Source organism: Balneola sp. (assembly GCA_003712055.1).
Classification (GTDB): Bacteria; Bacteroidota; Rhodothermia; order Balneolales; family Balneolaceae; genus RHLJ01.
This window is the reverse complement of the sequence record RHLJ01000003.1, coordinates 267,408-289,985: the sequence shown is the minus strand read 5'-3', so window position 1 is coordinate 289,985 and position 22,578 is coordinate 267,408. Positions and strand designations below refer to the sequence as shown.

The window sequence follows — 22,578 nt, the reverse complement described above, 5'->3', positions numbered from 1 at the left end:
ATATAATCCGAAGACTCTTGATTTCAGTAGGGGTGCTCTTTGCAATACTTCTGCTTGGCCGCTTTATGCTTACTACTCAGTTAGCCCATGAATTCGTTAAGAATAAGATTTATTCGATAGCAAGTGAGCAGCTGCATGGTACTCTTACAATAGAAGATGTTGAAGGAGACTTGTGGAAAGAAATTGAACTTTCTGGCATCATGATCATGGATACGGATACCATATTTAGTTCACAAACAGTGTATGCAAGCTATAATATCTGGAGCTTTTTGGGTGATGTTTACGAGATCAAAAGCATCAAGAGTGAGGGTTCTTTTTTAAATATGTATGAACATGCAGATTCTGTATTTAATGTACAGAAGCTCGCAAAGGAAAATCAGTCAAGTGAAGGCAGAAAAGGAGAAGAAAAAAGCACAAAGTTCGAAATTCAAAGTATTGAATTGTCTTCATTTGATATTAATGTGCATTCGGCTACCTATTTACCCGATACCGTATTATCAATAAGAGCGTTGAACCTTATGGCTTCTTATAAAAGCACGGACACGTTCAGTGCTTCTTTGTCTTCACTCGATTTTTACATTAACCAGGGAAGGCTTCCGGAACCTGTAAGAGTGAAGGCCTCCGCCTCTGCCGAAGAGGAACAGATTTCTCTGGAGAGTCTGGTCATAGAAACCGGAAAGTCAGTACTAACAGCACAAGCAGGAGTTGATACAAAAGATTCTACGATGACAGCAAGCGCATCGAGCAGTCCTCTGGCTTTAGTGGATCTGGGAGATATATTGGATGCCCAACTCATTGATGAAGATCTATCTATGAACCTGGAAGTGTCCGGGGCACTGGATAGCTTAGAAATAGTGATGCTGCTTGATCATCAGTATGTTCCAAACTTCGAGTTGAGGACAAACCTGAATGCCTCAAATGAATTAACTATCCATAGATTTGGCATAGCAGGTGACGGAATAAATATCGCCATGCTTACCCGGGATTCAATTAAAGCTAAGTTGGGAGAATTTAGGATGAGTTTTTCCGGTGAAATGCTTCCTGATTTAGTTCAATCAGATGTGATTTGGGGATTTACATTCACCGAGGTATGGATAGAGGATTATTACCTTGATCGCATTATTGCCAGCGGAACCTATAAAGATGATGATCTAATCGCTCATTTCGGGATTAATACACATCAGGCTGAGCGTCTTAATGCGAGCCCTTATATTTATGATGTGACAAGCGATACCGCCAGTTGGAGAGTGGGGTTTTTGATTGAGCAATTAAACGCAGGGTACTGGACAAACAATCAATACCTTGATACAGAATTATTTTTGAGTGGATCATTTGAAGGAAGGGGATATAAGCTATCGGATAGCCCAATAGATTTTAGAATTAATACTCCAAAGGCGCCTCCAACGTCATCAGAATTCAGAAAGATGGTCGAAGAAGCAAAAAAGAGCGGGAACCAAGTATTTAATTGGGATCTAAAGCCCTGGTATAGCAAGGTTAATGGTCAGGAAGTAGTATTTAATCTCGAAGGAGGTATTACTGAAGATGAAGTAACAATCGAAGGCTCTGTAGAGATAGAAGAAAGTAAAGTTGAGCTTAGTAGTACACTTACTGATTTCGTTACTGAACAACCAGGATTTACTTATAACTTATCTTCAGAAGGTTTTGATATAAGTTCAATTGAGGAATTGAGTGAATTTCCTACCCACATCAATATTGATGTTAGTGGACTAGGGCAGGGTTTAAATTTGGAAGAATGCACCATTTCCGCAGTAGTAAATATTTCCTCTAGTATTATCAATGGAGCAGAGATGGAGGAAGCTACAGCATCACTAACGTTCTCTGAAGGTGTACTCAATATTGATGAAGGAATATTAAAAAGTGATATAGCAGATGGATCATTTACGGGAAGGAAAAATGTAACAGATGAAACCGATCCTGAGAATTGGCTGAATGCAGATTTAAATGTGAAGAATATCCAGCCCCTTGCACCTTTAGCGGGGGTAGAAGTATTAAAAGCCAATGGAATTTTTAAAGGGAGGGTCACTCAGGATACGAGTGGGGTATTAACAGGAACCATGGCTCTTGATCTTGAAGATATAAGGGTTGACAGTTTATTTACCTCGTCTAAAATTGATGGAGATATAATTGTCAGGCTTACCGACTATGAGTATTTCGATCTTAATGTAGACGTACAATCACCAGTTGTTAGTGGGATTACCTTTCAGGATATACAACTAATTTCTCAGGGTTTCGCAAGTGATGATACACTTGGCGCCGGATTTGAACTCGAAATTGTAGGTAGTGATCGTGGTAAGCTAATACAAGAAGGTGCTATTGTAGCAGATGTATCTGAAGAGAGGATCAACATGCGCTTTGATCGTTTTGATTTTATTACTAATCAATCTGAGCTATCGATAACAAGGCCATTTCATGTTGAAATCCTGGAATACTCCGTCACTACGGATACATTGGATCTGGCTTCGCAAGGGGGCGCTTTTCTTGCTCTTTCTATTCCCTATGCCGATAGTCTTGAACAATATGGCTGGGTAGAAGGGCAGAATTTTGATGTGGGTTTGTTACTCGAAGTAATTTTTGGGGAGCGCTTTGTAGATGGAGTCCTTTCAGGTGAATTGGTTGTGAATAAATCGGTAGAGGAAACAACTGGAAGTGGAGCTCTTAGTCTGGAAGGGCTAAAGTATGGAGAAATAGAAGCGGATCTGTTAACACTTCAGTTTGATATTATAAGAGAGCGTCTGGAGGCAAACGGAATCATAAACTGGGATGGAGAAGACCGGGTAGTAGGAAATCTGGATGTACCTTTTGTTTTGGGTAGACCAGATGAAAAAGAAGAGACCTTTTTTGAGCAGCCCGTGGAAGGTTCGTTAACGGTAAAACCTTCTGAATTATCTCGCTTTAAAGCCTTTCTTACTGAGTTCGGAATTACCGATACCGATGGAGTCCTGAGTTTTGATGGAACAATGAGTGGTACGGCAAGTGATCCAAATTTCCAGGGGGATTTTGAATTAGATGATCCAACTTTATCAGGTATTGCTGTTGATTCGGTGCTGGCGAGTTTTACTTATGATATCCAACAAGGAGGGCTGCAGCTTGAAGCATCTGTTATGACAGCAAACCAACGAGCTGCTGATATTGATGTGATTTACCCCATTGAGTATGACTTCAGAAACTTTGAAGTCGTTTTACCTGATGAGAGCGAGAATATCCAGGTATACGCTAAAACCGATGCTTTTAATCTGGCCGTATTTAATGACTTTCTCGATAAAAGGTACTTAAGGGATTTAACCGGAAGGTTAGATGCAGACATTAGCTTACAGGGTACCAGAGAAAATTTGCTTCCTTCAGGATATCTCAGACTATCGAATTCTGAAGTAGATGTACCAAAAGCAGGTATCACACTAACCGATATCCGTTCCAATTTAGAATTTGCTCAAAATGGGTTAGTAGTAAACGAGTTCCAGATGAAAAGCGGAGGAGGGAATCTTAGTGCTGATGGTATTATTTCACTAGAAGGTATTTACCCGGAGGCTCTGGATCTGAACATTAGTGCAACTCGATTGAAACTGGCTAATACAAGTAATTATAATATGATTATTGATTTGAGTAGTGAGCTTACTGGTAAAGCTACTAACCCGGTTGCCAGTGGAGAAATAACGGTGAAGAATGGGTTTTTTAGGCTACAAGGCTTTGGTGAAAACTCGGTAGAAGAAGTAATACTTGAAGGAGAAGAAGCTTCATCATTTAGTCCATATGACTCACTGAGCATTGATATGGTAATTGAAATAGAAAGAGATTTCTACGTGCGCAATGCTAATTATCCAGATATGGAAATAGAAGTTAGGGGGAATCTGGATGCTCATAAAACTACGAATGAAGAATTTTCCTTATTTGGTACTTTAGAAGGAACCAAAGGCTACATAAGACCCCTGGGTAAGTTGTTTACTACCGAAGAAGCGAGATTTATCTTTAGTGGTCCTGTGGATGACCCCGAACTTTTTGTGCGTGGAAAGTATATTCCTCCTACTCGCCAAAAGGGAGAATCCATAGAATTATTTTATATCAGCGAGGGAACTCAAAAAGATCCGAAGTTCCGTTTTGAAAGTAACCCAGAGATGGAAGAACAGGAAATTATTTGCTACACTTTATTTGCGAATCCATGTGTAGAATCCTGGCAGCAAATACTTGCGGTAAACAGCAATACCTCAACAAGAAATATATTAACAGACGTGTTATTGGATGAAGTAGAAGCTCTTGCTACCCGAGAACTGGGAGTAGATATAGTTCAGATAGACAACACAAGTACAACCGGAACAACTTCCATAAAAACGGGATGGTACCTAAACGAGAGAACCTTCTTTGCAATCATAAACGAACTTTCAGGTTCAACTCCAAAAACCTTGTTCCAATTGGAATACATTCTTTCTAAGTATCTGGACTTAATTGTTACTCAAAGTTCGGATACACGAAATGGTATTGATCTTAGATATCAGTTCGATTATTGATTATTTGTTAATGGTTATTCGTTTTTGGTGAAATCACCTTACCAATAACGAATAACCATCATCAGTTTGAGGTGAGTTCGTCATACGCTGTATTGATATTGAACTCAAGGGTTAGCCCCCAACCCGGAGCCTGGAAGTCTTCAAAACCCGGTATCACCTCTGCGCTGGCAATTTCCTCTTTTGATTTTCCTTCATCTATTCCTTTTTGAGTAAACATCAAAAGTTCTTCAAGGAAATCACTTTTTCTGAGCACATCTCCTTTTGAAGCCTGGATTCCATAGTTGGCATTTCCATGACCACAAATATAAATGGCATCTGCTGGTAGCTCATTAACTGTAGTTCGTAAAACTTCAACCCAGTTTTTAATCCAAGCACCCGCTCCCGGATCGATAAAAGGGTAGGCTCTATTGAAAACTAAATCTCCCATGTGGGCTATATTCGCATTTTCAAAATAGATAACTGAATCTCCACCTGTATGAGCACGCCCATAATAGGTTGCGTGAACAGTTTCGTCGCCAACTTCTTGACTCCATTTGTCAGAAAAAGTAAGATCTGCCGTGACCTGGGCGTCGACTACTTCCTGCCCTCTCCTCTCTGCAGCAGCTAACTGATACCCGGGTACATTTTCATGAGCAACAATATGAGTAGTAAAATCTTTGAAAGCTGAGTTACCAGCTGTGTGGTCTCCGTGGTGATGTGTGTTGATTAAATAGTCCATTTTCCTGCTGGTACGCTCTTTTAAACCGGCAATGCAATTGGCTGCCGAATTCGGAAACTGTGAATCCACAGCAACAAGAGCATTATCATTTAATAGCCACCCAATAGTACCTCCGCGCTCTGTATATACTCCCACATTTCTCCGAATGAGGGAAAAATCACGCCTAAAAAAAGTATTTGAAAAAATATTAAGAGGAAGAAAAGCACCTGCTCCAACTAAAGCAGAATTGAAGAGGAAATCACGTCGTTTCATAAATAGTATTAGTTAAGTGGAGTTTGAAACAAGCAAACAACCGAAAGAAAAGCAAGAACGTTTACCAGATTTGAGGTCTTATTTACCCCTCGATTTCATCTCTGATGAGTAGCAAAATTGCTGAGTGAGGGACAATCAGGTATTTCTCGTTTTCGAATTCAATTTCGAATGACCTGCTCTTCAAAAAAATAGCCAAATCACCTTCGCTGGCTTGCATACCAATATAACGGGTGTCCTCAGTAGCCTTCCACACTTCTTCTACATCATGATTTGGGATGGGATATCCGGGACCTGTTTTTAAGATATATCCACTTTGAATTTCTTCTTTCTCTTTTACAGATGCTGGTAGAACCAGGCCGCTACGGGTATGCGTTTCCATATCCCGGGGTTTGATAAGCACCCGATCACCAACAACAACAAATTTGTCGATAGAATTAAGATATTCCTGAATCATTCTGAATATTTTTCGTCAAAGATACACATTGCGAACCTTTTGTGTGTTCGAGTATGTTAACAAGATCAACGATCTAACCATTTCGATTATGGATTTAAATAATAAACTATGCGTAGTAACAGGAGCTAATTCAGGAATTGGTTTCGAAACCACAAAAGAACTAGTAAAAAGAGGGGCTTTTGTTGTCATGGTTTGCCGAAATGAAGACAAGGCAGAAGCAGCTAAACGAAAAATCCAGGAAGAAGTGCATGGTGGAGGTATGGAAATCATTCTTTGTGATTTCTCCATTCAATCTGAGATTCGAAGTGCTGCAGAAAAAATTAAGTCAACATATCAAACCATCGACATGCTGATCAATAATCATGGTCTGGTGTCAGCTAAGTACCAGGAAACCGTTGATGGTTTAGAGTATACCTTTGCAGTAAATCATATTGGATATTTCCTATTTACCAACCTCCTGCTAGATCATTTAAAAGCAGCAGAAAGAGCCCGGATTATTAATGTGGCTTCAGATGCACATAAAGGAGGGCGTTTTGATCCAGATAACATTCAGCTAAAAGATGGATACAGTAACTGGACAGCGTATGGAAATTCTAAACTGTACAATATCCTGTTCACGGTAGGATTAGCTGACAGGCTTAAAGAAACCAATGTAACAGTTAACTGCCTCCACCCCGGAGTGATTCGTTCTAATTTTGGGAATAATGGCTCCGGTGTGTTCAAGCTTTTCTGGAAAATGTGTGGGCCTTTTATGAAATCAAACCGCCAGGGAGCAGAGACCACCATATATCTGGCAACATCAGATGAAGTAGAAGAAGTAAACGGTGCGTATTTCAAAAACAGCAAAGTCACCACCCCTTCAAAAATAGCCCGGAATAAAAAGTACGCGGAAAAACTTTGGGAGTATAGTGAATCGGTAGTCGATAGTTAATGGAACTTTGTTGCTAAGGAGATAGAAAATCAATACCCTGTTTACTAATTAACCTATTCGGTCAATGAAAAATATTGCTCTCTTTAGTGTATGCCTTTTTTTTATATCCCAAACGGCAATCGGTCAATCCAGGGTTTCGATAGATGAATACCGTGGCACTCAGGAGATGATTGCTCGTGGGATATTGGAAGGCAATGCTATCCAAACTAATTTTCGCAATCATGGAGAACATTCCAGGTGGGGAGATTTGCCCTGGGGGATATGGCCAAACCTAACTTGTGATAGATTTGATCCTACCTGTACTGGTGGTGGTGGCAGGCACATTGATGGAGTTGGATTTATTGTAGCAGCAAAAGTAGTGGGTGAGCAAGCAAAATGGTCGTATTATTATGGCGAGGGTGCTCGAGATACCACACTTAATCCTGTAATTATTAACTATAAGGCTGCAGGGATACGAGTAAGCCCATATTCAAGTAATATTTGGGGGTGGCTACCGCTAAACGGGTTTCATAATATTTCCAGAGTAGACCCAATTACTTTTTCAGCCAGCCCTGTTCCGGCAACTTCTGATGACAATACTTCCTGGCCTAATTCATGGCCGGATCGACTAAGCGAGACTACAGATGCCGGGTGGCCAGGAAGCTGGAATGGATTTAGAGGCAAAGGTCTCGCTACCGGGAACCAGGAGACTTTTTATGTGATGGATGATTTTTCAGACCACGAATATTCATTTGGTCAGGAGGTCGAAGGCCCCCATAGTACTTTTGGAGTATACCAACCTTCCCCCTCTGATTCATCAATGGGGGGGCTTGGGATTCAAACAGAAGTAAGGACTTTTCAATTTAATGATGGAATTGGAAAGGATATGTTATTCACACATTATCGCATGACTAATGTAAGCGAAAAAGATCTTGAAGAAGTCTGGACTTCCATACTTCTTGAAAGTGGGTTAGGTGTTGAAGAAGATGACGACAATGCACAGTTATTTCCTGAGCACAATATGATCATGTTATGGGATAGTGATGGTGTTGGCGAACCTACTCAGGTCGGCAGTGATACATATGATTTAGGGTATGTTGGTTTTATGCTGCTTGAGCACTCTTTAGATGAGACTAATGGTATTGACGATGACAATGATGGGATAATAGATGAATCCAAGTTTAATGGCCCAGGGGAACTTATTGAGGGTCAGACTGCTATTGAGGCGTACTTAAATGCTAATTACAATCGAGACCGATTTGATAATGTTTTTATCCCTCTTGACGAATTTCCAGCCTATCAATTCGGATCATGGTGGACAGGTGATGAAGATCTTGATTGGGTTCCTTTCGAAGATTGGAACGAAAATGGAATATATGAACCGGATTTAGGGGAAGAATTGATTGATGATGTAGGAAGAGATGGGATTGGTCCTGGAAATGAGAATTATATGGGCCCTGATGAAGGCGAAGCCGATGGCATTCCAACCCAAGGAGAACCTAATTTTGGAGAATTGGATATGCTTGAAGCGGAGAATGGAGACTTAACGGTTTATGATCTGAACACTCGCCCCTACTATGAAAGCGGAAATAATCTAAGAGACGATACATGGATGTTTGATCGGATTTTTAACTCACAGATTTCCAATCCTGATTTTGTAATGCCAGGCACAATAGTTTCAGATGAGCCAATGGTAATTATGGGAGTTGGTCCATTTGAGCTTCCGGTAAATTCCAGTTCTTACTTTATAACGGCACTATTTTTTGCTGAAGACAGTACGGAGCTTTTCAAGAAAAGGGAGCAAATCTTAGCTATTTATGAGAGTGATTATGGACAATCCATATTTCTTACCAATTCAGAAGAAGATGGTTCTCAAGTAGTACCAACCGAAATATCTCTTTCTCAAAACTATCCCAACCCATTTAACCCAACTACCAACATTGAGTTTAGTCTGAATACTACAGCTAGTGTGAACTTGGCTGTATATGATGTAATGGGGAGAGAGGTAAGCCGATTGATTTCTGGGCAAAACTATAGTGCCGGAAGCCATAGCATAAATTTTGATGCATCCGGTTTATCAAGTGGGATATATTTTTACCAGTTAAAAATTGGTAGGTTTATTCAAACAAAGAAAATGATGCTAATCAAATAAGATGATATTTTTTAAGCCTATAGTATTTGCCAGCCTATTTCTGTTTGGTGTTTCTTTTTCAATATTTGCTCAGTCATCCATACCACCAGAGTATCGGGGAGCTTGGGAGAATCAAGCTCGTGGTGTTTTATATGGAAATGAAATTTCTACTAATTTCCGCAATCATGGGGAACATTCCAGGTGGGGAGATTTCCCCTGGGGGTTTTGGCCAGATGGTGGGAGTAAGCATATAGATGGAATGGGTTTCATTATAGCTGGCAGGGTTCCCGGAGAAAGAGCAAAATGGGAAGCTTATTTTGGAGAAGGAGCAACTGATACCACACTTACACCTGTAATTATTAATTACAAGGAATTTGGAAAACGAATTAGCCCATATAATGGAAATTTGTGGGCCTGGACGCCATTGAATGGGTTCCATAATCCAAATCGATTAGACCCAACTACTTTAACACCTAATCCAATACCTGCAACATCTACGGATAAAAGTTCCTGGCCAACATTTTGGCCAGATCGATTAGATCAAACAGATTCAGGATGGGAAGGAGTTTGGAACGGATATCGCGGTAAAGGAATAGTGAATGGGGCTCAGGAGACTTTTTATGTAATGGATGACCTTTCTGATTATGAATACTTGTTTGGCTTAGAGACGGATGGACCTCATAGTGAACTTGGAGTATATTATCCAATTCCAAGTGATTCAACAATAGGTGGATTAGGTATTCAAACAGAGGTAAGAACGTTCCAGTTTGCTGACCAAATTGCTAAGGATATGTTGTTTACACATTATCGAACAACTAATGTTAGTGAGAAAGATTTGAAGGAGGTGTGGACTGCTCAAATCGTTGATGTGGGATTAGGCAATGAAGAAAATGATGATGATATAGAACTGATTGAAGAGGAAAATCTGATAATTTTGAAGGATGATGACGGATTAGGTATTAGTACATACGGACAGAGTTATGATCTGGGTGTAGTAGGAATTTTGCTTCTTGAGCATTCCTTAGATGAGAGTAATGGTATCGATGATGACAATGACGGGATCATAGATGAATCCAAGTTTAATGACCCTGGTGAATATTTGGTTGGGAAATCTGCTATCGATACATATTTGAATCAAAACTACAATATGGAGCGCTTTAACCAGCTTCACATTGATTTGGATGAGTTTCCTGCATATAGGAATGAGCGTTGGTGGACAGGAGATGAAGATATGGATTGGATTGCCTATGATGATTTGAATAAGAACGGCGTACAAGACTCTGATGAACCACTGCAAGATGATGTTGGTCGTGATGGCTTGGGTCCAACAGATGAAAATTATCCGGGACCGGATGAAGGTGAGGCAGATGGGATACCAACTAAGGGAGAGCCAAATTTTGGTGAGTTGGATATGTTAGAGTCAGAGAATCGCGACATATCTTTTTTTGATGTAGATACACGTCCTTTTTTTGAGTCAGGTAATAATTTGAGGGATGATACATGGTTGTTCAATCAGATTTATGAGAATCAACTTTCAAACAGGTTTATAGTACCGGGCCCGCAAAACGACGAACCGTTTGTAATCTTTGGAACAGGTCCCATTGAATTGAAAGTAAATTCAAGTATGTATTTCATAACAGCTTTAGTTTTTGCCGCCACGGAAGAGGAATTATTTGTAAAAGTTGAGCAAGCAAAGGCCATTTATGAAAGTGATTATGGACAATCCATGTTCCTAACTAACTCAGAAGAAGATGGTCCTCAGGTAGTACCAACCGAAATATCTCTATCTCAAAACTACCCAAACCCGTTTAACCCAACTACCAACATTGAGTTTAGTCTTTCCAGATCAGGCGCAGTAACACTGGAAGTACTTGACATCACAGGAAGAAAAGTTCAGACTCTGATTTCAGATCAAAATTATAATGCCGGGATACACTCTGTTCAATTTGACGCAGGTAGTCTTTCAAGTGGGATTTACATATACCGTCTTGAAGTTGCCGGACAAGTATTTACCAGAAAATTAACCTTGATTAAGTAGGAGTAGCTTATTCCTCATAATGTCTTGTTAATACCTCACTCATATAGTCAAAGAAAGGTCGAACTGTGAGATAGGTCTTGGTAACTTCGTAAACAAAATCTTCAGAAAACACTTCTTCATCAGTGAACTTGTGCTCAAAATAAAACGACTTATATCGAATTAAGTCGATATTTAGGTGATCTTTATCATAGCCTCTTGGCGCTGTAGCAACGGTATCTCCTTTAAGCTCCCCAAATGTTTGTTTAAAGGTGGTTTCCTCCATGATAGATCGCAGCGGTTGAGCGTCGTGGGCTAGCTCTTCTCTAATTAATTTTAAATCGTCCTTATTCGGTTGCCAAAACCCGCATCCCACAAAAGTACCTCCGGGAGTGAAATGGATATAATATCCTCCCCTCAACCATTTGGTCGATCGTTTAAGAAAACCAGCCAGGTGAGTTTTATAGGGAGATTTATCTTTCGAAAAACGCACATCCCGATAAATCCTGAACATCGATTTTTTTCCAGACTCATTTTCAATGTTATCTATCTTTTTCATCTCATCAATAAGCCCTTCCAGGAAATTAGCAATATTCGCATGCGCTTGTTGGTATTGAGGCTTGTTCTCGGTAAACCACTCGCGGTTATTGTTCTCTTTTAACTCAGATAGAAATTGATAGGTACCGGGTCGTATGCTTTCCATATTTTTTTCTCTAAGATCTAAAATGTGTTCGAAAGCCTAAAATCTAAGGTATAGGCAGGTTGGTTTTGGGATTACCGGGTCTTTTTGCCTTCTGTTAGTAGCTCAATGGTTTTTGCGATCCGGCGTTGTCGGGTTTCTTCTTTTTTGGCCTCATAAATCCAGGCCACATATTCGCGTTTATGGGTGTAAGCTATTGATTCAAAAAAGGCCTTTGCCTCGGGATTTACTTCAAGTGCTTTGGCAAGGTCTTCGGGAGGAATAACCGTTTTGGTTTTTCGGTCTACTCCAGGTGGGTCTTGTCCAAATTTTGAAGGTGTTTTCCGGCCAGCTTTGCTGACCAGCCTCATACTTGACCAATCTTCATCCAGAGAGATTAACCTTACTGGTTCAAGTCCAAATGCCTTTACCGCTCCCCAGGTATTATCACGGCTTAAGTCTGTATCAATACTCCCGGATTTCTTGGGGTAAGAAAGCCACAGCTGGCCTTCCTTCTTTTGTCTATCGGCAGCCTTGGGAATCCATTCTCTGAGCTCAGATTCATTTTTAGTGAAGAGAATTACGGAGTCAAAATGCTCATCATCAGCGGATGAAAACTCAATGCGAATTCCATCAAACAGAGGATGAACGCCCGGGTTCGAGTTCATCAAAAGCACTGAATAATCATCTTTGAGCTGTAATTTTTTGAATAAGGGATTTGACATACTCAGGTTGGGTTTCTCCAAGCAGAGTATGATCTATTTAATTCAAGTTCAAGAGTAATTCTAGAGATGCATCGAGCAATTGACGTTGCTGATTCTCCTGAGAAATGGAGGCGGTGCCTGAGCCAAGTTGTATTCCATAATAGCCAAACTGAGAGTGGTTTCCCCCTTCAACTAAAACAAACGAAGTATGCTCAGGAAGATTCACTGAGAAATCTTCAACTTCTTTAACCGATGACAGGCCATCTTCACTTCCATAAACTTTCGTAATTGGAATGTCTAAGCTAGTCAAATCTACTTCTCTGGGATGTGATGTGCCGATGAGCAGGAGTCCGGAAATTTCTTCAGGATGAATGCTCGAGAAATCGGAAGCCATAGCTCCACCTTTTGAGTGTCCTGCCAGAACCCATTTAACGGAATCAGGATAGCTTGAAAAAAGCTCTACCGTCTTTTCGAACACCGATGTTTTCAACTTTTCTGTAAAGGCTAGTCGGAAAGGAATCTTCTGAATAATTACCGGATATCCCTTCTCTGCTAATTGTCTTGCATAGGGTGCATATGCCTCAGCCTGAACCAAAGCTCCGGGATAAAAAAGTAAAGCACTAGAATATCCGGAGTTTACTGAAGCTGAAACCGGAATAAACTTAATGTACTCCGAAGAGTTTTCAACCATCACCGACGAGTTTGATTGAAGGATTGAGTCGTCATAACCCGTGGCCTGCATTTGAAAAAACATCCATATAACCACTGCAGTCCAAAAGATGAACAGAAAATACCGGATTCTTTTTCGTAAGCTTTTCTTTAACATAAATGAGCATGAATGAATTCGGACAACTACGTTTCGAATTGAAAAAGGTTAGAAATGCTCCATCATTATCTTTTGTGAAGAAATACTGCTCAAGAAAAAAATTCTCTGCTTTTAAAATTGTGTCTTTCTTCATTACTTGCTCGCCCTAATTGATAAACCTAAAACCTGAATTAGATCGGAATGAATAATCGTAAGTTGAGAATGGGGATGATAGGTGGCGGTGTAGGTGCTTTTATTGGAGCAGTACACCGACTTGCAGCAAACCTGGATGGGCAAATTGAGTTAGTATGTGGTGCCTTCAGCAGTAGTCCTGAAAAATCAAAAAAGACCGGAGAGGAATTGTTTCTGGATCCATCTCGGGTATATGGTTCGTATAAAGAAATGATCGAAAAAGAAGCAGCACTTCCTGAAGATGTACGAATGGATATTGTGTCGATTGTTACTCCTAACCATGTTCACGCAGATCCTGCGATTATGGCTCTTGATCATGGCTTTCCCGTTATCATTGATAAACCCCTTTGCTTCAATATGGAAGAAGCTTTCGCTATTCGTGATAAGGTTAAGGAAACAGGTTTGCCCTTTGCACTTACTCACACTTATACAGGTTACCCAATGGTGAAAGAGGCCAGGCAATTGGTGAAGTCCGGAAAATTTGGAGCAGTAAGAAAAATTTCTGTCGAGTATCCGCAAGGATGGCTATCTGAAAAACTGGAAGATTCTGATCAAAAGCAGGCTGCATGGAGAACAGATCCTTCCCGTTCCGGAAAGAGTGGAGCCTATGGGGATATTGGTACACATGCAGCTAATATGGCTGAGTATGTGTCCGGATTAAACATTACAAAAGTGTTGTCCCAGCTTTCAAAAGTAGTTCCCGGGAGGTTGCTGGACGATGACGCAAATGCTCTGTTAGAATTTGAAGGTGGAATTCCCGGAGTATTATCCGTTTCTCAAATTTCTGCTGGAGAAGAAAATGCAATTAAAGTCCGGGTGTATGGTGAGAAAGGAGGAGTGACCTGGACACAACGCGATCCAAATACATTATTGGTTAGCTGGACGGACAAACCTGCTGAAGAATATCGAGCCGGAACAGGTTATGTATCTGAAGCAGCTCAGGCGAATTCAAGAACTCCAGCGGGTCATCCAGAGGGATATTTAGAAGCTTTCGCGAACATTTATAGAAATTTTGCCATGCATGTTCGAGCTCATAATGCAGGAGAAAATCACGATATGGAAGTGTATGATTATCCCGAGATTGATGAAGGAGTTCATGGAATGAGTATGGTAGATGCGATAGTAGAATCTACCGAAAAAGGTAATGTTTGGATCAACGTAGAACACTAATGAATTAAAAATTCAAAATGAAAGATTTAAATAGAACCTTTGCGATCCCGACGAATGTCGGGAGAAGCAATCTCCGGTTAATGTTTAAATACTGAGATTGCTTCGTCGTATTCACTCCTCGCAAATGTTAGACATTTTAAATTTTTCATTAGACGAAGTAGAATAAAAGTATTGAAACAAATTTTAGGAGATAAATGAGATGAAGACAATCAAAGGACCAGCAATTTTTTTGGCGCAATTCATGGATGACGTTGAGCCCTTCAATAATTTAAAAAGCATATGTGAATGGGCAGCAGGGTTGGGATATAAAGCGGTTCAAATTCCAAGTTGGGACGGTCGGGTAATCGATCTTGAAAAAGCCGGAACCAGTAAAGATTATTGCGATGAAATAAAAGGTGTTGTAAATGAAGCAGGGCTGGAAATCTCCGAACTTTCTACGCATTTACAGGGGCAATTAGTAGCTGTTCATCCCGCCTTTGATACCATGTTTGATGCCTTTGCTCCCGACAATCTTCAGGGGAAACCCAATGAGCGAACTGAATGGGCAAAGCAGCAAGTGAAGTACGCCGCAACTGCAAGTAAACATCTTGGTATAAATGTAATGGCGAGCTTTTCGGGAGCGTTGGCCTGGCCCTTTGTGTATCCGTGGCCACAACGCCCGGCTGGTCTGGTTGAAAATGCTTTTGAAGAATTAGCAAAACGATGGATGCCAATTCTTGATCATTGTAAGGAGGAAGGTGTAGAGGTATGCTATGAAATTCATCCGGGAGAAGATTTGCACGATGGCGTGACATTCGAGCGGTTCCTGGAAGCTACCGGAAATCATAGTTCGGTTAAGATGTTGTATGATCCGAGCCATTATGTGCTTCAGCAACTGGATTATCTCCAGCATATCGACTTTTATCATGAGTACATCCGCATGTTCCACGTTAAGGATGCCGAGTTCAATCCCACAGGTAAATCGGGAGTGTATGGGGGATATCAGGGATGGGCGGATCGGCCTGGCCGATTCCGTTCGCTAGGAGATGGACAAATTGACTTCGCAGCCATTTTCTCCAAATTAAGTCAGTATGGGTATGACGGCTGGGCGGTAATGGAATGGGAATGCTGTATCAAATCACCAGAGCAAGGAGCAGAAGAAGGAGCTCCATTCATTCAAGCCCATATTATTAAAGTAACCGAAAAAGCCTTTGATGATTTTGCTGGCGGCGAAGTGGATGAAGCTACAAATCGTAAGATTTTGGGGATTGATTAATTACTCAATATGTCCATCAAGAAACCGATCATAAGTCTATTATCAATCTCATTAGTTAATCCAAAGGTTCCGTAGGAATATTTACCTACTATTTCGGCGTCTGTTCCTATTCCATAACTGAGCTGTAAAGTGCCTTGAACTTTAATGTTATCAGAAATGAAGTCAAGTTTATTTCTCTCCGATCGCCAGAACAAATACGTATCAAATCGGGCTGTATACTTTTCTGAAATCGGAACTATATATAAGAAATCAAAATAGGGTTCCAAGAATTGACCCTCACTCAACTCAGAATCATCCGATTGGGTATAATATATCGCTGAAACTCCTGCATTAAAGTAAGGTTTTAAACGAAGTCTGTTATAACCTTTCGAAAGTTGACTTACATAACTATCCAGTGGATTGTCTTTAATCAAGCCTCGTAAAGAAACTCTCCCAAGTATTCTTTGTTCATCTGAATCCAAACTTGTTTGATAAGAAGCATCCAAGTGAATTTTTTTATAGTTAAAACTGACTGGAGAAATTTTCAAGTATGAGGAAATATCATCAATATCTGTCGATAGCAAACCTTCTACTTCTAGGAAGAGAAAGAGATTTTCCGTATTGAATAGATTAAATGACTTTGCAAAGTCTATATAGCCATTGCCATTTAATGAGTCAGAGCCAGAGTCTCTCCAGCCAGCGTCAAAACGATCATAGTAGATGGATTTAAACCCTCCAAGTGCATCTAGCAAATCTTCTCTTTGAGTATCATTTAATAGTACAAAGGACGAGAAATCCAGAGTATTAAAGGCTTCTTTTTTGATTATTAGGATTTGATCATTATCAAGCAAAAGTTCGATATCCTCTTTTGCATGTGGCTTAATATAATTTGGGTCTTGAGCATACCATTCAACGTCCTGTTTCGAAGAAACCTCATAGATTATATTGAAGGAGTTTGGTCCAACGGTTAAGCGCTCTTTAGACGAGGGAGCAACATATGGAGTTCCTAATTCAGAATTTTTTCTTTCGACTTGAATTTTTGCATACAGGTCAAGCATATCCAGTTCATCTTCGTCATAATCTTTAGGATCTTTAAGAGACCTATCATTAGGCATATCATTAATGGTAAATTTGATGGTAAATGAAGGAGGTTCACTACTACTACTTTTACCTGGTGTTCGAATAACGGTTGAAAAACTTAGATCCGATGAAATGACTTCATTTTGGGCGTATGTAATCCCTGGTATGAAAACTAACACCAAAAGAATTACATTAAATAAGATTTTAGCTTTCATATTGCTCTCATTTGATTTACTCTGACATAATCAATAAGAGAACTAATCTTATTCATATTATTTATCCCAGACGTATCATCATTGAGGGATAGATCTACTTCGAAACCCCTTTCATCCATGCGATTCTGAATTGCATCACAAAAATCAAGCTTATATACATCCTCAATTTCTGCAATCAAAATCTCTTCACAGTCCCCATTAAAATTTCCAATTTCGTTTAAGGAATCACATACTATATCCTTAACCTCATCCCGTGTTAACCAAGCCATTATATACCCTTATTTATTCGTATTGACGGAAGAATATATCAAATAAATAATAACATGCAAGGACTTGTTATTTCTAAATATTATCCTAAAAAAATAAGGTACGGTTTTACAACTAATAGCTGAGGCGGATTGATCTTATGTAACCGCGAAGTCTATATTCTGAACGTCGAACATATTCGCAATTCAAAAAAACCTGTCTATGAAAGGCACCATTTATTTTACTCTTTTACTAGGGCTATTAGTAACTGATCTTGCTAATGCCCAATCAGTGCGGAAAAGCCAGAAAGGAACCGTTTCTCAGCAAATTGCTCAAACTATGATAAGTATTGAGTATCACCGCCCGGTAGCACGAGGAAGAGTACTATTTGGTGATGAAGGCATTGTGAACTATGACAAGGTTTGGATGCCCGGCGCTAACGAAGCTACTACCATTGAGTTTTCAGAAGATGTTTCCATAAATGGAAGCGAACTGAAGAAAGGAAAGTACAGTGTATGGACTATCCCAGGAGAAACCGAATGGACGGTGATCTTTAGTAATCAGTGGGATGCCTGGCACAGCAGATACCCGGAAGGTGAAGACGAATTAAGAATTACTGCTATTCCTGAAGAAGGAGTTCATATGGAAGTGCTGGCTTTTTACTTTCCGGAAGTAACCGAAGATTCAGCGATATTGAGGTTTCATTGGGGAAGCACGGTAATTCCTTTAGTTATTAGACTATAACAAAACTGATATGAGTAATGAAAAGCTTAAAAATTACAATCAGAAGTTACTGGCCCTTCTTGGTACTATAATGACCCTAATTGCTTTCGCAGTTTTGATATTAGTAATTATTATGGGGGTTTCAGAGATAAAATGGATGTTAGATTCGGGAGATGACGAGCCTGGAATACTTTCGGAAGAACGGATTGAAGAACTTCAGGAGGAAAATAAGCGCCTTCAGGTTGTTTCATATGATTTTCCCAGCCTGGTAGATACCCTAAATCTCAAGTACTTGATTCCAGTAAAACATAAGACACTAAACGCTGCAGAATTCATTGATCCGGATATATATGGACTATTCGATATGGCTGGATATCCACAGGGAAAAATTGACAGGAGATATTCAAGTAGTATATATGGTTCTTTCAATAACCTCTTGATTTATGACCAAAAGAATAAAACAATTTCAAAGCTCTTTGATAAGCGGGTGAACTTCGGAGAGATTAATACAAATTATATTAATGAAGATATCATAGTTCTAATGAAGGCATCTTCGGAAGATACTTTCAGAGATGGTGTTATAAATCTTAGAGATATGAAATCTCTGTACCTGTATTCGTTTTCAGAAGGAGAGCTCAGGAATATTTCTATTGAAGGTTTAGATGTTCAATACTTCAATTTTGTAGAGAACACCACAGATCTGTTAATACAATTTGGCATAGATCATAATAAAGATGGTAGGTATGATGAGGCCTATGAACCTTCGGTGATTAAGCTATACAATTTTGACAACGATAAGCTAATCGACGTAATCGACAAAAATACTAGTAATGATCTTCAAAAGTTACTTGAAGGTACGGAAGACTGAGTCCAGTTAATCTTCCTTCCTTACTGGCCTTCGATTGTCATCTGAAACAGTATCAATTAGCTTGTTATATGGATCTATACCTGCTGAAATAGGTTCTTCATCTACAATAATAGTAAGCGTGGTTTCAATTGAATCGAACTTATGCTTTTTCAGGTAAAGCACTTTTTCTTTTCCATCTTCATCTGTTGCAAAAACGCCAACATCAATCCAGTCTTGCAGTGGGAGAGAAAGCACCGGTCGGGATCTCCCTTCTACTTCCAGGCTTAAGCTATCTCCATTCGCATCTGTATAAATACGCTTCCCTCGTTCACTATTGGCGTACTTTACTGTTTGCACCGTAAGTTCGACCTCATATTTACCATCTTCGGTTTCTGAGAAATTGCTTTCTTTTACTCCGTTGTCATACAAGGTGATAGTTTTGAACATATCATCAATCAAGTACTTCAACGAATCAGGGGTAGCTTCTTTTAAAAAGGCAGTAAATTCGGTGGCAGTGGTATATGGAGCGTCCTGGAAAGCAACAGCGTCAATATACCGGCTAAGGGCTTCATTCATTACCGATTCTCCGATGTAATCGCTTAAGGCATAAAGCACTAATGAACCTTTGTTGTAATGAATGTATTGTTGGTTCTCATTGTAAATCAGGGGTCGCTCTCTTGTTCCTTCCAACGCACGACCAGTGAGATAACTATCAAGAGCATCTTTAAGGAAAATGCGCATCTGGTTTTCACCGTACTCCTTTTCCAAAACTTTTAAGGAACTGTATTCCGACATGCTTTCAGACATTACTGTAGCTCCCTGAACATTGGCTCCGATCACCTGATGTGCCCACCACTGGTGAGCTACTTCATGTGCGGTTATACTAAAGGGATAATCGACGCCATCTTCATTTTCATCGTCAACTTTAGCGATGAACCCAATAGCCTCTGAATAAGGAATGGTATTGGCAAAGGACTGAGCGAAGCCCCCACTGGTTCGAGGGAATTCCAGGATGCGAACCTGCTTATGTTGGTAAGGACTGAATTCTTCTGTGAAATAGTCCAGGCCTCGTTGTACCCCTTTGATCATCCGGTCGATATTATAGTCGTGATCCTTGTGGTAGTAGATCTCAATAGGCAATCCATTCCATGTATCACGGGCTACTTCAAAACGAGCAGACATGAAAGAGTAGAAGTTGAGCATCTTACTATCCATTTTGTAATGGAAATAGCGACGTCCATCTTCCTCCCATTCTTTTTGCAAATACCCTGGAGCAACTGCTATTTGGTCGGGAGAGGTACTAATAGTGGTTTCGAAATCAATCCAGTCTGCATCGTAGGAGATGTAGTTATTCTGAAGGGAGGCACTATCAGTTTGCGGAGCCATTCGTTCTTTAGGAGGAAGTCCAAACTTTTCCCGGGAATCTTCTCCAATCAACTCACTTTGTGGGTTATATCCAATTCTGGGGAAGAGCCCATTATTGATAAATGTTCCGTTGTTCAGAATCGGGGAGTTATTTCTAAGAATGGTATTTGGAGCATTCCATACTTCGAAATTGAATACAAGAGAGTCTCCGGGCTGAAGTGGCTCAGCCAGTTGGAAGATGTCATAGTTCATGGAATCATCTTCCATAACCAGTTCATAGTCGGCTTCGAAATCAAAGTTGGTTTCTCTGCTGCTGTGATCTATATGGATAGAATCGATGGCAAAAGGCGTTTTATTCTTTAGGATATAGGTTCCCTTTGCTTTGAAGTCTCTCGTTTCAGGATAGATATCAAGATCAATATTCGCACTTACAATTCTGGGTTGAGGGATATGTTCATATTTTCCATAATTAATTTCCCACTGAGCTTGCCGGGCTTCCCATTCTTTAGAAGTGAGGTACTCATTTTCAATGTTATTGACATAATAAATGTAACCGCCTATGAAGAGGAAAGCTCCAAACGAGAATACGAGTAGGGAAGATAATACCGGAGAGAATTCTTTTTTAGCCTTTACCCAGCGCCCCTTGAATCGATCTGCTAATCCTCGGTTCAGGAAAAGAATGGATAGGATGTACATACTAATACCAAGTAATAGCCAGTAGATTTTATACACGAAATAAATCCCCAGGGAGCTACCATAGCCGTTCATATCGGAATAGTTGGCATTAGGCCCACTATTGTACTTAAATATATCCTGTTCAATACCGATGCCATCAATAAAGGTCAAACCAATAGAGATTAATAGTAGAAGGAAGAATCCTATGTAATAATTTTTGAACCAAGTATGAATAAAAATGGCTAGTAAGCCCCAAATGACAACATGAATAAGTTCAATTCCATACAGATTGAAAAGGTATTGACCGATCTCAAATTTGAAGTAGCCATTAAACATTTGTACTCCAATACCAACAAGCATTATGGTTCCAAGAAGCAAGGCCTGCATTTTCACCAATGCAAAAAATTTGGATAGTAATAACGACCAATTGGGAATTGGAGTGGAATGAAGCAGCTGATCTACTTTATACGTCCTTGCTCGATGTAGTAAGATTCCAGCATACAAAAAGGTGAGTAGGTTGATGAACAGACCAAAAAAGGTGCCGGGTAGTTCAAGCATTTGCCAGGTAACCGGAAGAGTATCTGTTCCATAGATTTCACCACCAAGAGTAATAGTTAATAAAGATATTAGTACTCCGATAATAGCAATGATAATGAACGGCCATCCTCTTATGATATACTTTAAATCAGTATTAGAAGTGCTCCATGCAAGCTTCAGATGCTGAGTAAATGTATGATTGAAAGATACTTTGGGGAGTTGCACAGCGAGTATGCTTCCGAAGTTTTTCTTTGTTACTACCTCACCAGGCTTTTTGAAGAAGCTAAAACTAAATGCCTGCTGACTGAAGCTAAAGCTGTAGTAAACCAGTCCAAAAATAATTACACCAATTCCAGACCAAAGCAACCGATTGTAAATGATAATATTTTCCCAAGGAAGCATATTTTCATTTTGCTCATAGATCGTCCAGTATTGGGTATAGTAATTCAATGACTGGGCTCCAAATGGGTCAATCATTGCTGAAAGTAGTTCATTATCTAATCTTATACTGAGTAGGTTCGCTACAGTCTGAACGATTATGAGAACAAGCACAGCCAGGAAGCCCACACTTACGCTTCTCATAAAAGTTACTACCGCAAAAACAATAGCTCCATAGAAGAAGATATTCGGGATGATAAACATGATGAATGACTGCAAATAGCTCATCAATCGGAATGGCCCTAAAAGGTCTGGATTAGTACCAGGCATCACCGAACCAAGCATAATACCTATGGCTGTAATTACAACGACGATGAGCGCAATAGTCATCCCACTTAAAAACTTTGCAAACAGGTACTCCCACTTCCTAAATGGATAGGAAAAAGTTATGGAGTACATCTCATGTTGGAAATCCTTATAAATAGTCCCACCAATAATCGAAGGAAGCAGGAAGTAAATAAATAAGGTCATCTCATTAAGAATACCATTTATGGCAATAGGAGAATTGACAATAGTTACTGAGTTAATGCTTGCTGTAATACCCTCAAAGATTCCCGCTGCGGTCGCCATTATGAATACAGAAAGCAGGAACATTACTCCTGAATAAATGTAGAAAAGTGGTTTCTTGAACCAGGCCTTTATTTCAAACCAAAAAATATTGAAGAACAT

16 protein-coding genes are annotated in these 22,578 nt (G+C 39.9%); 8 read left to right on the top strand and 8 right to left on the bottom strand.

Annotated features, from left to right (window positions below):
* Positions 1-17: 17 nt before the first annotated feature.
* A complete protein-coding gene (locus ED557_08620; GenBank protein ID RNC83826.1) occupies positions 18-4,520 on the top strand; it encodes a hypothetical protein in 4,503 nt (1,500 codons plus the stop codon).
* Positions 4,521-4,581: 61 nt separating this feature from the next.
* On the opposite strand, the gene ED557_08615 is transcribed toward ED557_08620, so the two are convergent.
* Both ED557_08615 and ED557_08610 read right to left on the bottom strand, forming a co-directional pair.
* On the bottom strand, positions 4,582-5,490 hold the full coding sequence (locus ED557_08615; GenBank protein ID RNC83825.1) for an MBL fold metallo-hydrolase: 909 nt from the start codon (positions 5,488-5,490) through the stop codon (positions 4,582-4,584).
* Between the two features lie 82 nt (positions 5,491-5,572).
* Positions 5,573-5,944, bottom strand: coding sequence for a co-chaperone GroES (locus tag ED557_08610; protein ID RNC83824.1), 372 nt, complete (start codon positions 5,942-5,944; stop codon positions 5,573-5,575).
* A gap of 88 nt (positions 5,945-6,032) precedes the next feature.
* Between ED557_08610 and ED557_08605 the strand changes: the two genes are divergently transcribed.
* The 3 genes from ED557_08605 (at position 6,033) to ED557_08595 (ending at position 11,023) form a co-directional block, all read left to right on the top strand.
* Complete coding sequence (locus tag ED557_08605) at positions 6,033-6,875, top strand: SDR family oxidoreductase (protein ID RNC83823.1); 843 nt, start codon at positions 6,033-6,035, stop codon at positions 6,873-6,875.
* Between the two features lie 64 nt (positions 6,876-6,939).
* Positions 6,940-9,006 carry a T9SS C-terminal target domain-containing protein gene (locus ED557_08600; GenBank protein ID RNC83822.1) on the top strand — a complete coding sequence of 689 codons (2,067 nt, stop codon included), beginning with the start codon at positions 6,940-6,942 and terminating at the stop codon, positions 9,004-9,006.
* Between the two features lies 1 nt (position 9,007).
* The gene (locus tag ED557_08595; GenBank protein ID RNC83821.1) at positions 9,008-11,023 is read left to right on the top strand and encodes a T9SS C-terminal target domain-containing protein; all 2,016 of its coding nucleotides are present in this window, start codon (positions 9,008-9,010) and stop codon (positions 11,021-11,023) included.
* A 7-nt stretch (positions 11,024-11,030) separates the two neighbouring features.
* Here ED557_08595 and ED557_08590 read toward each other — a convergent pair whose 3' ends face one another.
* From ED557_08590 to ED557_08580, 3 genes are all read right to left on the bottom strand, one after another.
* Positions 11,031-11,702, bottom strand: a complete 672-nt coding sequence (locus ED557_08590; protein RNC83820.1) for a DUF2461 domain-containing protein — start codon at positions 11,700-11,702, stop codon at positions 11,031-11,033.
* A gap of 71 nt (positions 11,703-11,773) precedes the next feature.
* Positions 11,774-12,403 carry a DUF3052 family protein gene (locus ED557_08585; GenBank protein ID RNC83819.1) on the bottom strand — a complete coding sequence of 210 codons (630 nt, stop codon included), beginning with the start codon at positions 12,401-12,403 and terminating at the stop codon, positions 11,774-11,776.
* Positions 12,404-12,440: 37 nt separating this feature from the next.
* Positions 12,441-13,208, bottom strand: coding sequence for an alpha/beta hydrolase (locus tag ED557_08580; protein ID RNC83818.1), 768 nt, complete (start codon positions 13,206-13,208; stop codon positions 12,441-12,443).
* 180 nt (positions 13,209-13,388) lie between these two features.
* On the opposite strand from ED557_08580, the gene ED557_08575 reads away from it, so the two are divergent.
* Together ED557_08575 and ED557_08570 are read left to right on the top strand one after the other, a co-directional pair.
* The gene (locus ED557_08575) at positions 13,389-14,549 is read left to right on the top strand and encodes a gfo/Idh/MocA family oxidoreductase (protein RNC83817.1); all 1,161 of its coding nucleotides are present in this window, start codon (positions 13,389-13,391) and stop codon (positions 14,547-14,549) included.
* Positions 14,550-14,748: 199 nt separating this feature from the next.
* A complete protein-coding gene (locus ED557_08570; GenBank protein ID RNC83816.1) occupies positions 14,749-15,804 on the top strand; it encodes a sugar phosphate isomerase/epimerase in 1,056 nt (351 codons plus the stop codon).
* Here the strand turns inward: ED557_08570 and ED557_08565 are convergent.
* On the bottom strand, positions 15,801-17,078 hold the full coding sequence (locus ED557_08565) for a hypothetical protein (GenBank protein ID RNC83815.1): 1,278 nt from the start codon (positions 17,076-17,078) through the stop codon (positions 15,801-15,803). The two genes, ED557_08570 and ED557_08565, sit on opposite strands and share 4 nt — an antisense overlap.
* Positions 17,075-17,347, bottom strand: coding sequence for a hypothetical protein (locus tag ED557_08560; GenBank protein ID RNC83814.1), 273 nt, complete (start codon positions 17,345-17,347; stop codon positions 17,075-17,077). Before ED557_08560 ends, ED557_08565 begins: the two co-directional genes overlap by 4 nt.
* Positions 17,348-17,546: 199 nt before the next feature.
* Between ED557_08560 and ED557_08555 the strand changes: the two genes are divergently transcribed.
* Together ED557_08555 and ED557_08550 are read left to right on the top strand one after the other, a co-directional pair.
* On the top strand, positions 17,547-18,068 hold the full coding sequence (locus ED557_08555; GenBank protein RNC83813.1) for a DUF2911 domain-containing protein: 522 nt from the start codon (positions 17,547-17,549) through the stop codon (positions 18,066-18,068).
* 10 nt (positions 18,069-18,078) lie between these two features.
* Complete coding sequence (locus tag ED557_08550) at positions 18,079-18,915, top strand: hypothetical protein (protein RNC83812.1); 837 nt, start codon at positions 18,079-18,081, stop codon at positions 18,913-18,915.
* A 6-nt stretch (positions 18,916-18,921) separates the two neighbouring features.
* Here ED557_08550 and ED557_08545 read toward each other — a convergent pair whose 3' ends face one another.
* A complete protein-coding gene (locus tag ED557_08545; GenBank protein RNC83811.1) occupies positions 18,922-22,578 on the bottom strand; it encodes a hypothetical protein in 3,657 nt (1,218 codons plus the stop codon).

Excerpts from the sequence above, each read along its gene's own strand:
- ED557_08545 (RNC83811.1), bottom strand. The coding sequence starts at position 22,578 with ATGTTCTTCAATATTTTTTGGTTTGAAATAAAGGCCTGGTTCAAGAAA.
- ED557_08550 (RNC83812.1), top strand. The coding sequence starts at position 18,079 with ATGAGTAATGAAAAGCTTAAAAATTACAATCAGAAGTTACTGGCCCTT.
- ED557_08560 (RNC83814.1), bottom strand. The coding sequence starts at position 17,347 with ATGGCTTGGTTAACACGGGATGAGGTTAAGGATATAGTATGTGATTCC.
- ED557_08565 (RNC83815.1), bottom strand. The coding sequence starts at position 17,078 with ATGAAAGCTAAAATCTTATTTAATGTAATTCTTTTGGTGTTAGTTTTC.
- ED557_08600 (RNC83822.1), top strand. The coding sequence starts at position 6,940 with ATGAAAAATATTGCTCTCTTTAGTGTATGCCTTTTTTTTATATCCCAA.
- ED557_08555 (RNC83813.1), top strand. The coding sequence starts at position 17,547 with ATGAAAGGCACCATTTATTTTACTCTTTTACTAGGGCTATTAGTAACT.
- ED557_08605 (RNC83823.1), top strand. The coding sequence starts at position 6,033 with ATGGATTTAAATAATAAACTATGCGTAGTAACAGGAGCTAATTCAGGA.
- ED557_08590 (RNC83820.1), bottom strand. The coding sequence starts at position 11,702 with ATGGAAAGCATACGACCCGGTACCTATCAATTTCTATCTGAGTTAAAA.
- ED557_08580 (RNC83818.1), bottom strand. The coding sequence starts at position 13,208 with ATGTTAAAGAAAAGCTTACGAAAAAGAATCCGGTATTTTCTGTTCATC.
- ED557_08615 (RNC83825.1), bottom strand. The coding sequence starts at position 5,490 with ATGAAACGACGTGATTTCCTCTTCAATTCTGCTTTAGTTGGAGCAGGT.
- ED557_08585 (RNC83819.1), bottom strand. The coding sequence starts at position 12,403 with ATGTCAAATCCCTTATTCAAAAAATTACAGCTCAAAGATGATTATTCA.
- ED557_08575 (RNC83817.1), top strand. The coding sequence starts at position 13,389 with ATGAATAATCGTAAGTTGAGAATGGGGATGATAGGTGGCGGTGTAGGT.
- ED557_08570 (RNC83816.1), top strand. The coding sequence starts at position 14,749 with ATGAAGACAATCAAAGGACCAGCAATTTTTTTGGCGCAATTCATGGAT.
- ED557_08595 (RNC83821.1), top strand. The coding sequence starts at position 9,008 with ATGATATTTTTTAAGCCTATAGTATTTGCCAGCCTATTTCTGTTTGGT.
- ED557_08610 (RNC83824.1), bottom strand. The coding sequence starts at position 5,944 with ATGATTCAGGAATATCTTAATTCTATCGACAAATTTGTTGTTGTTGGT.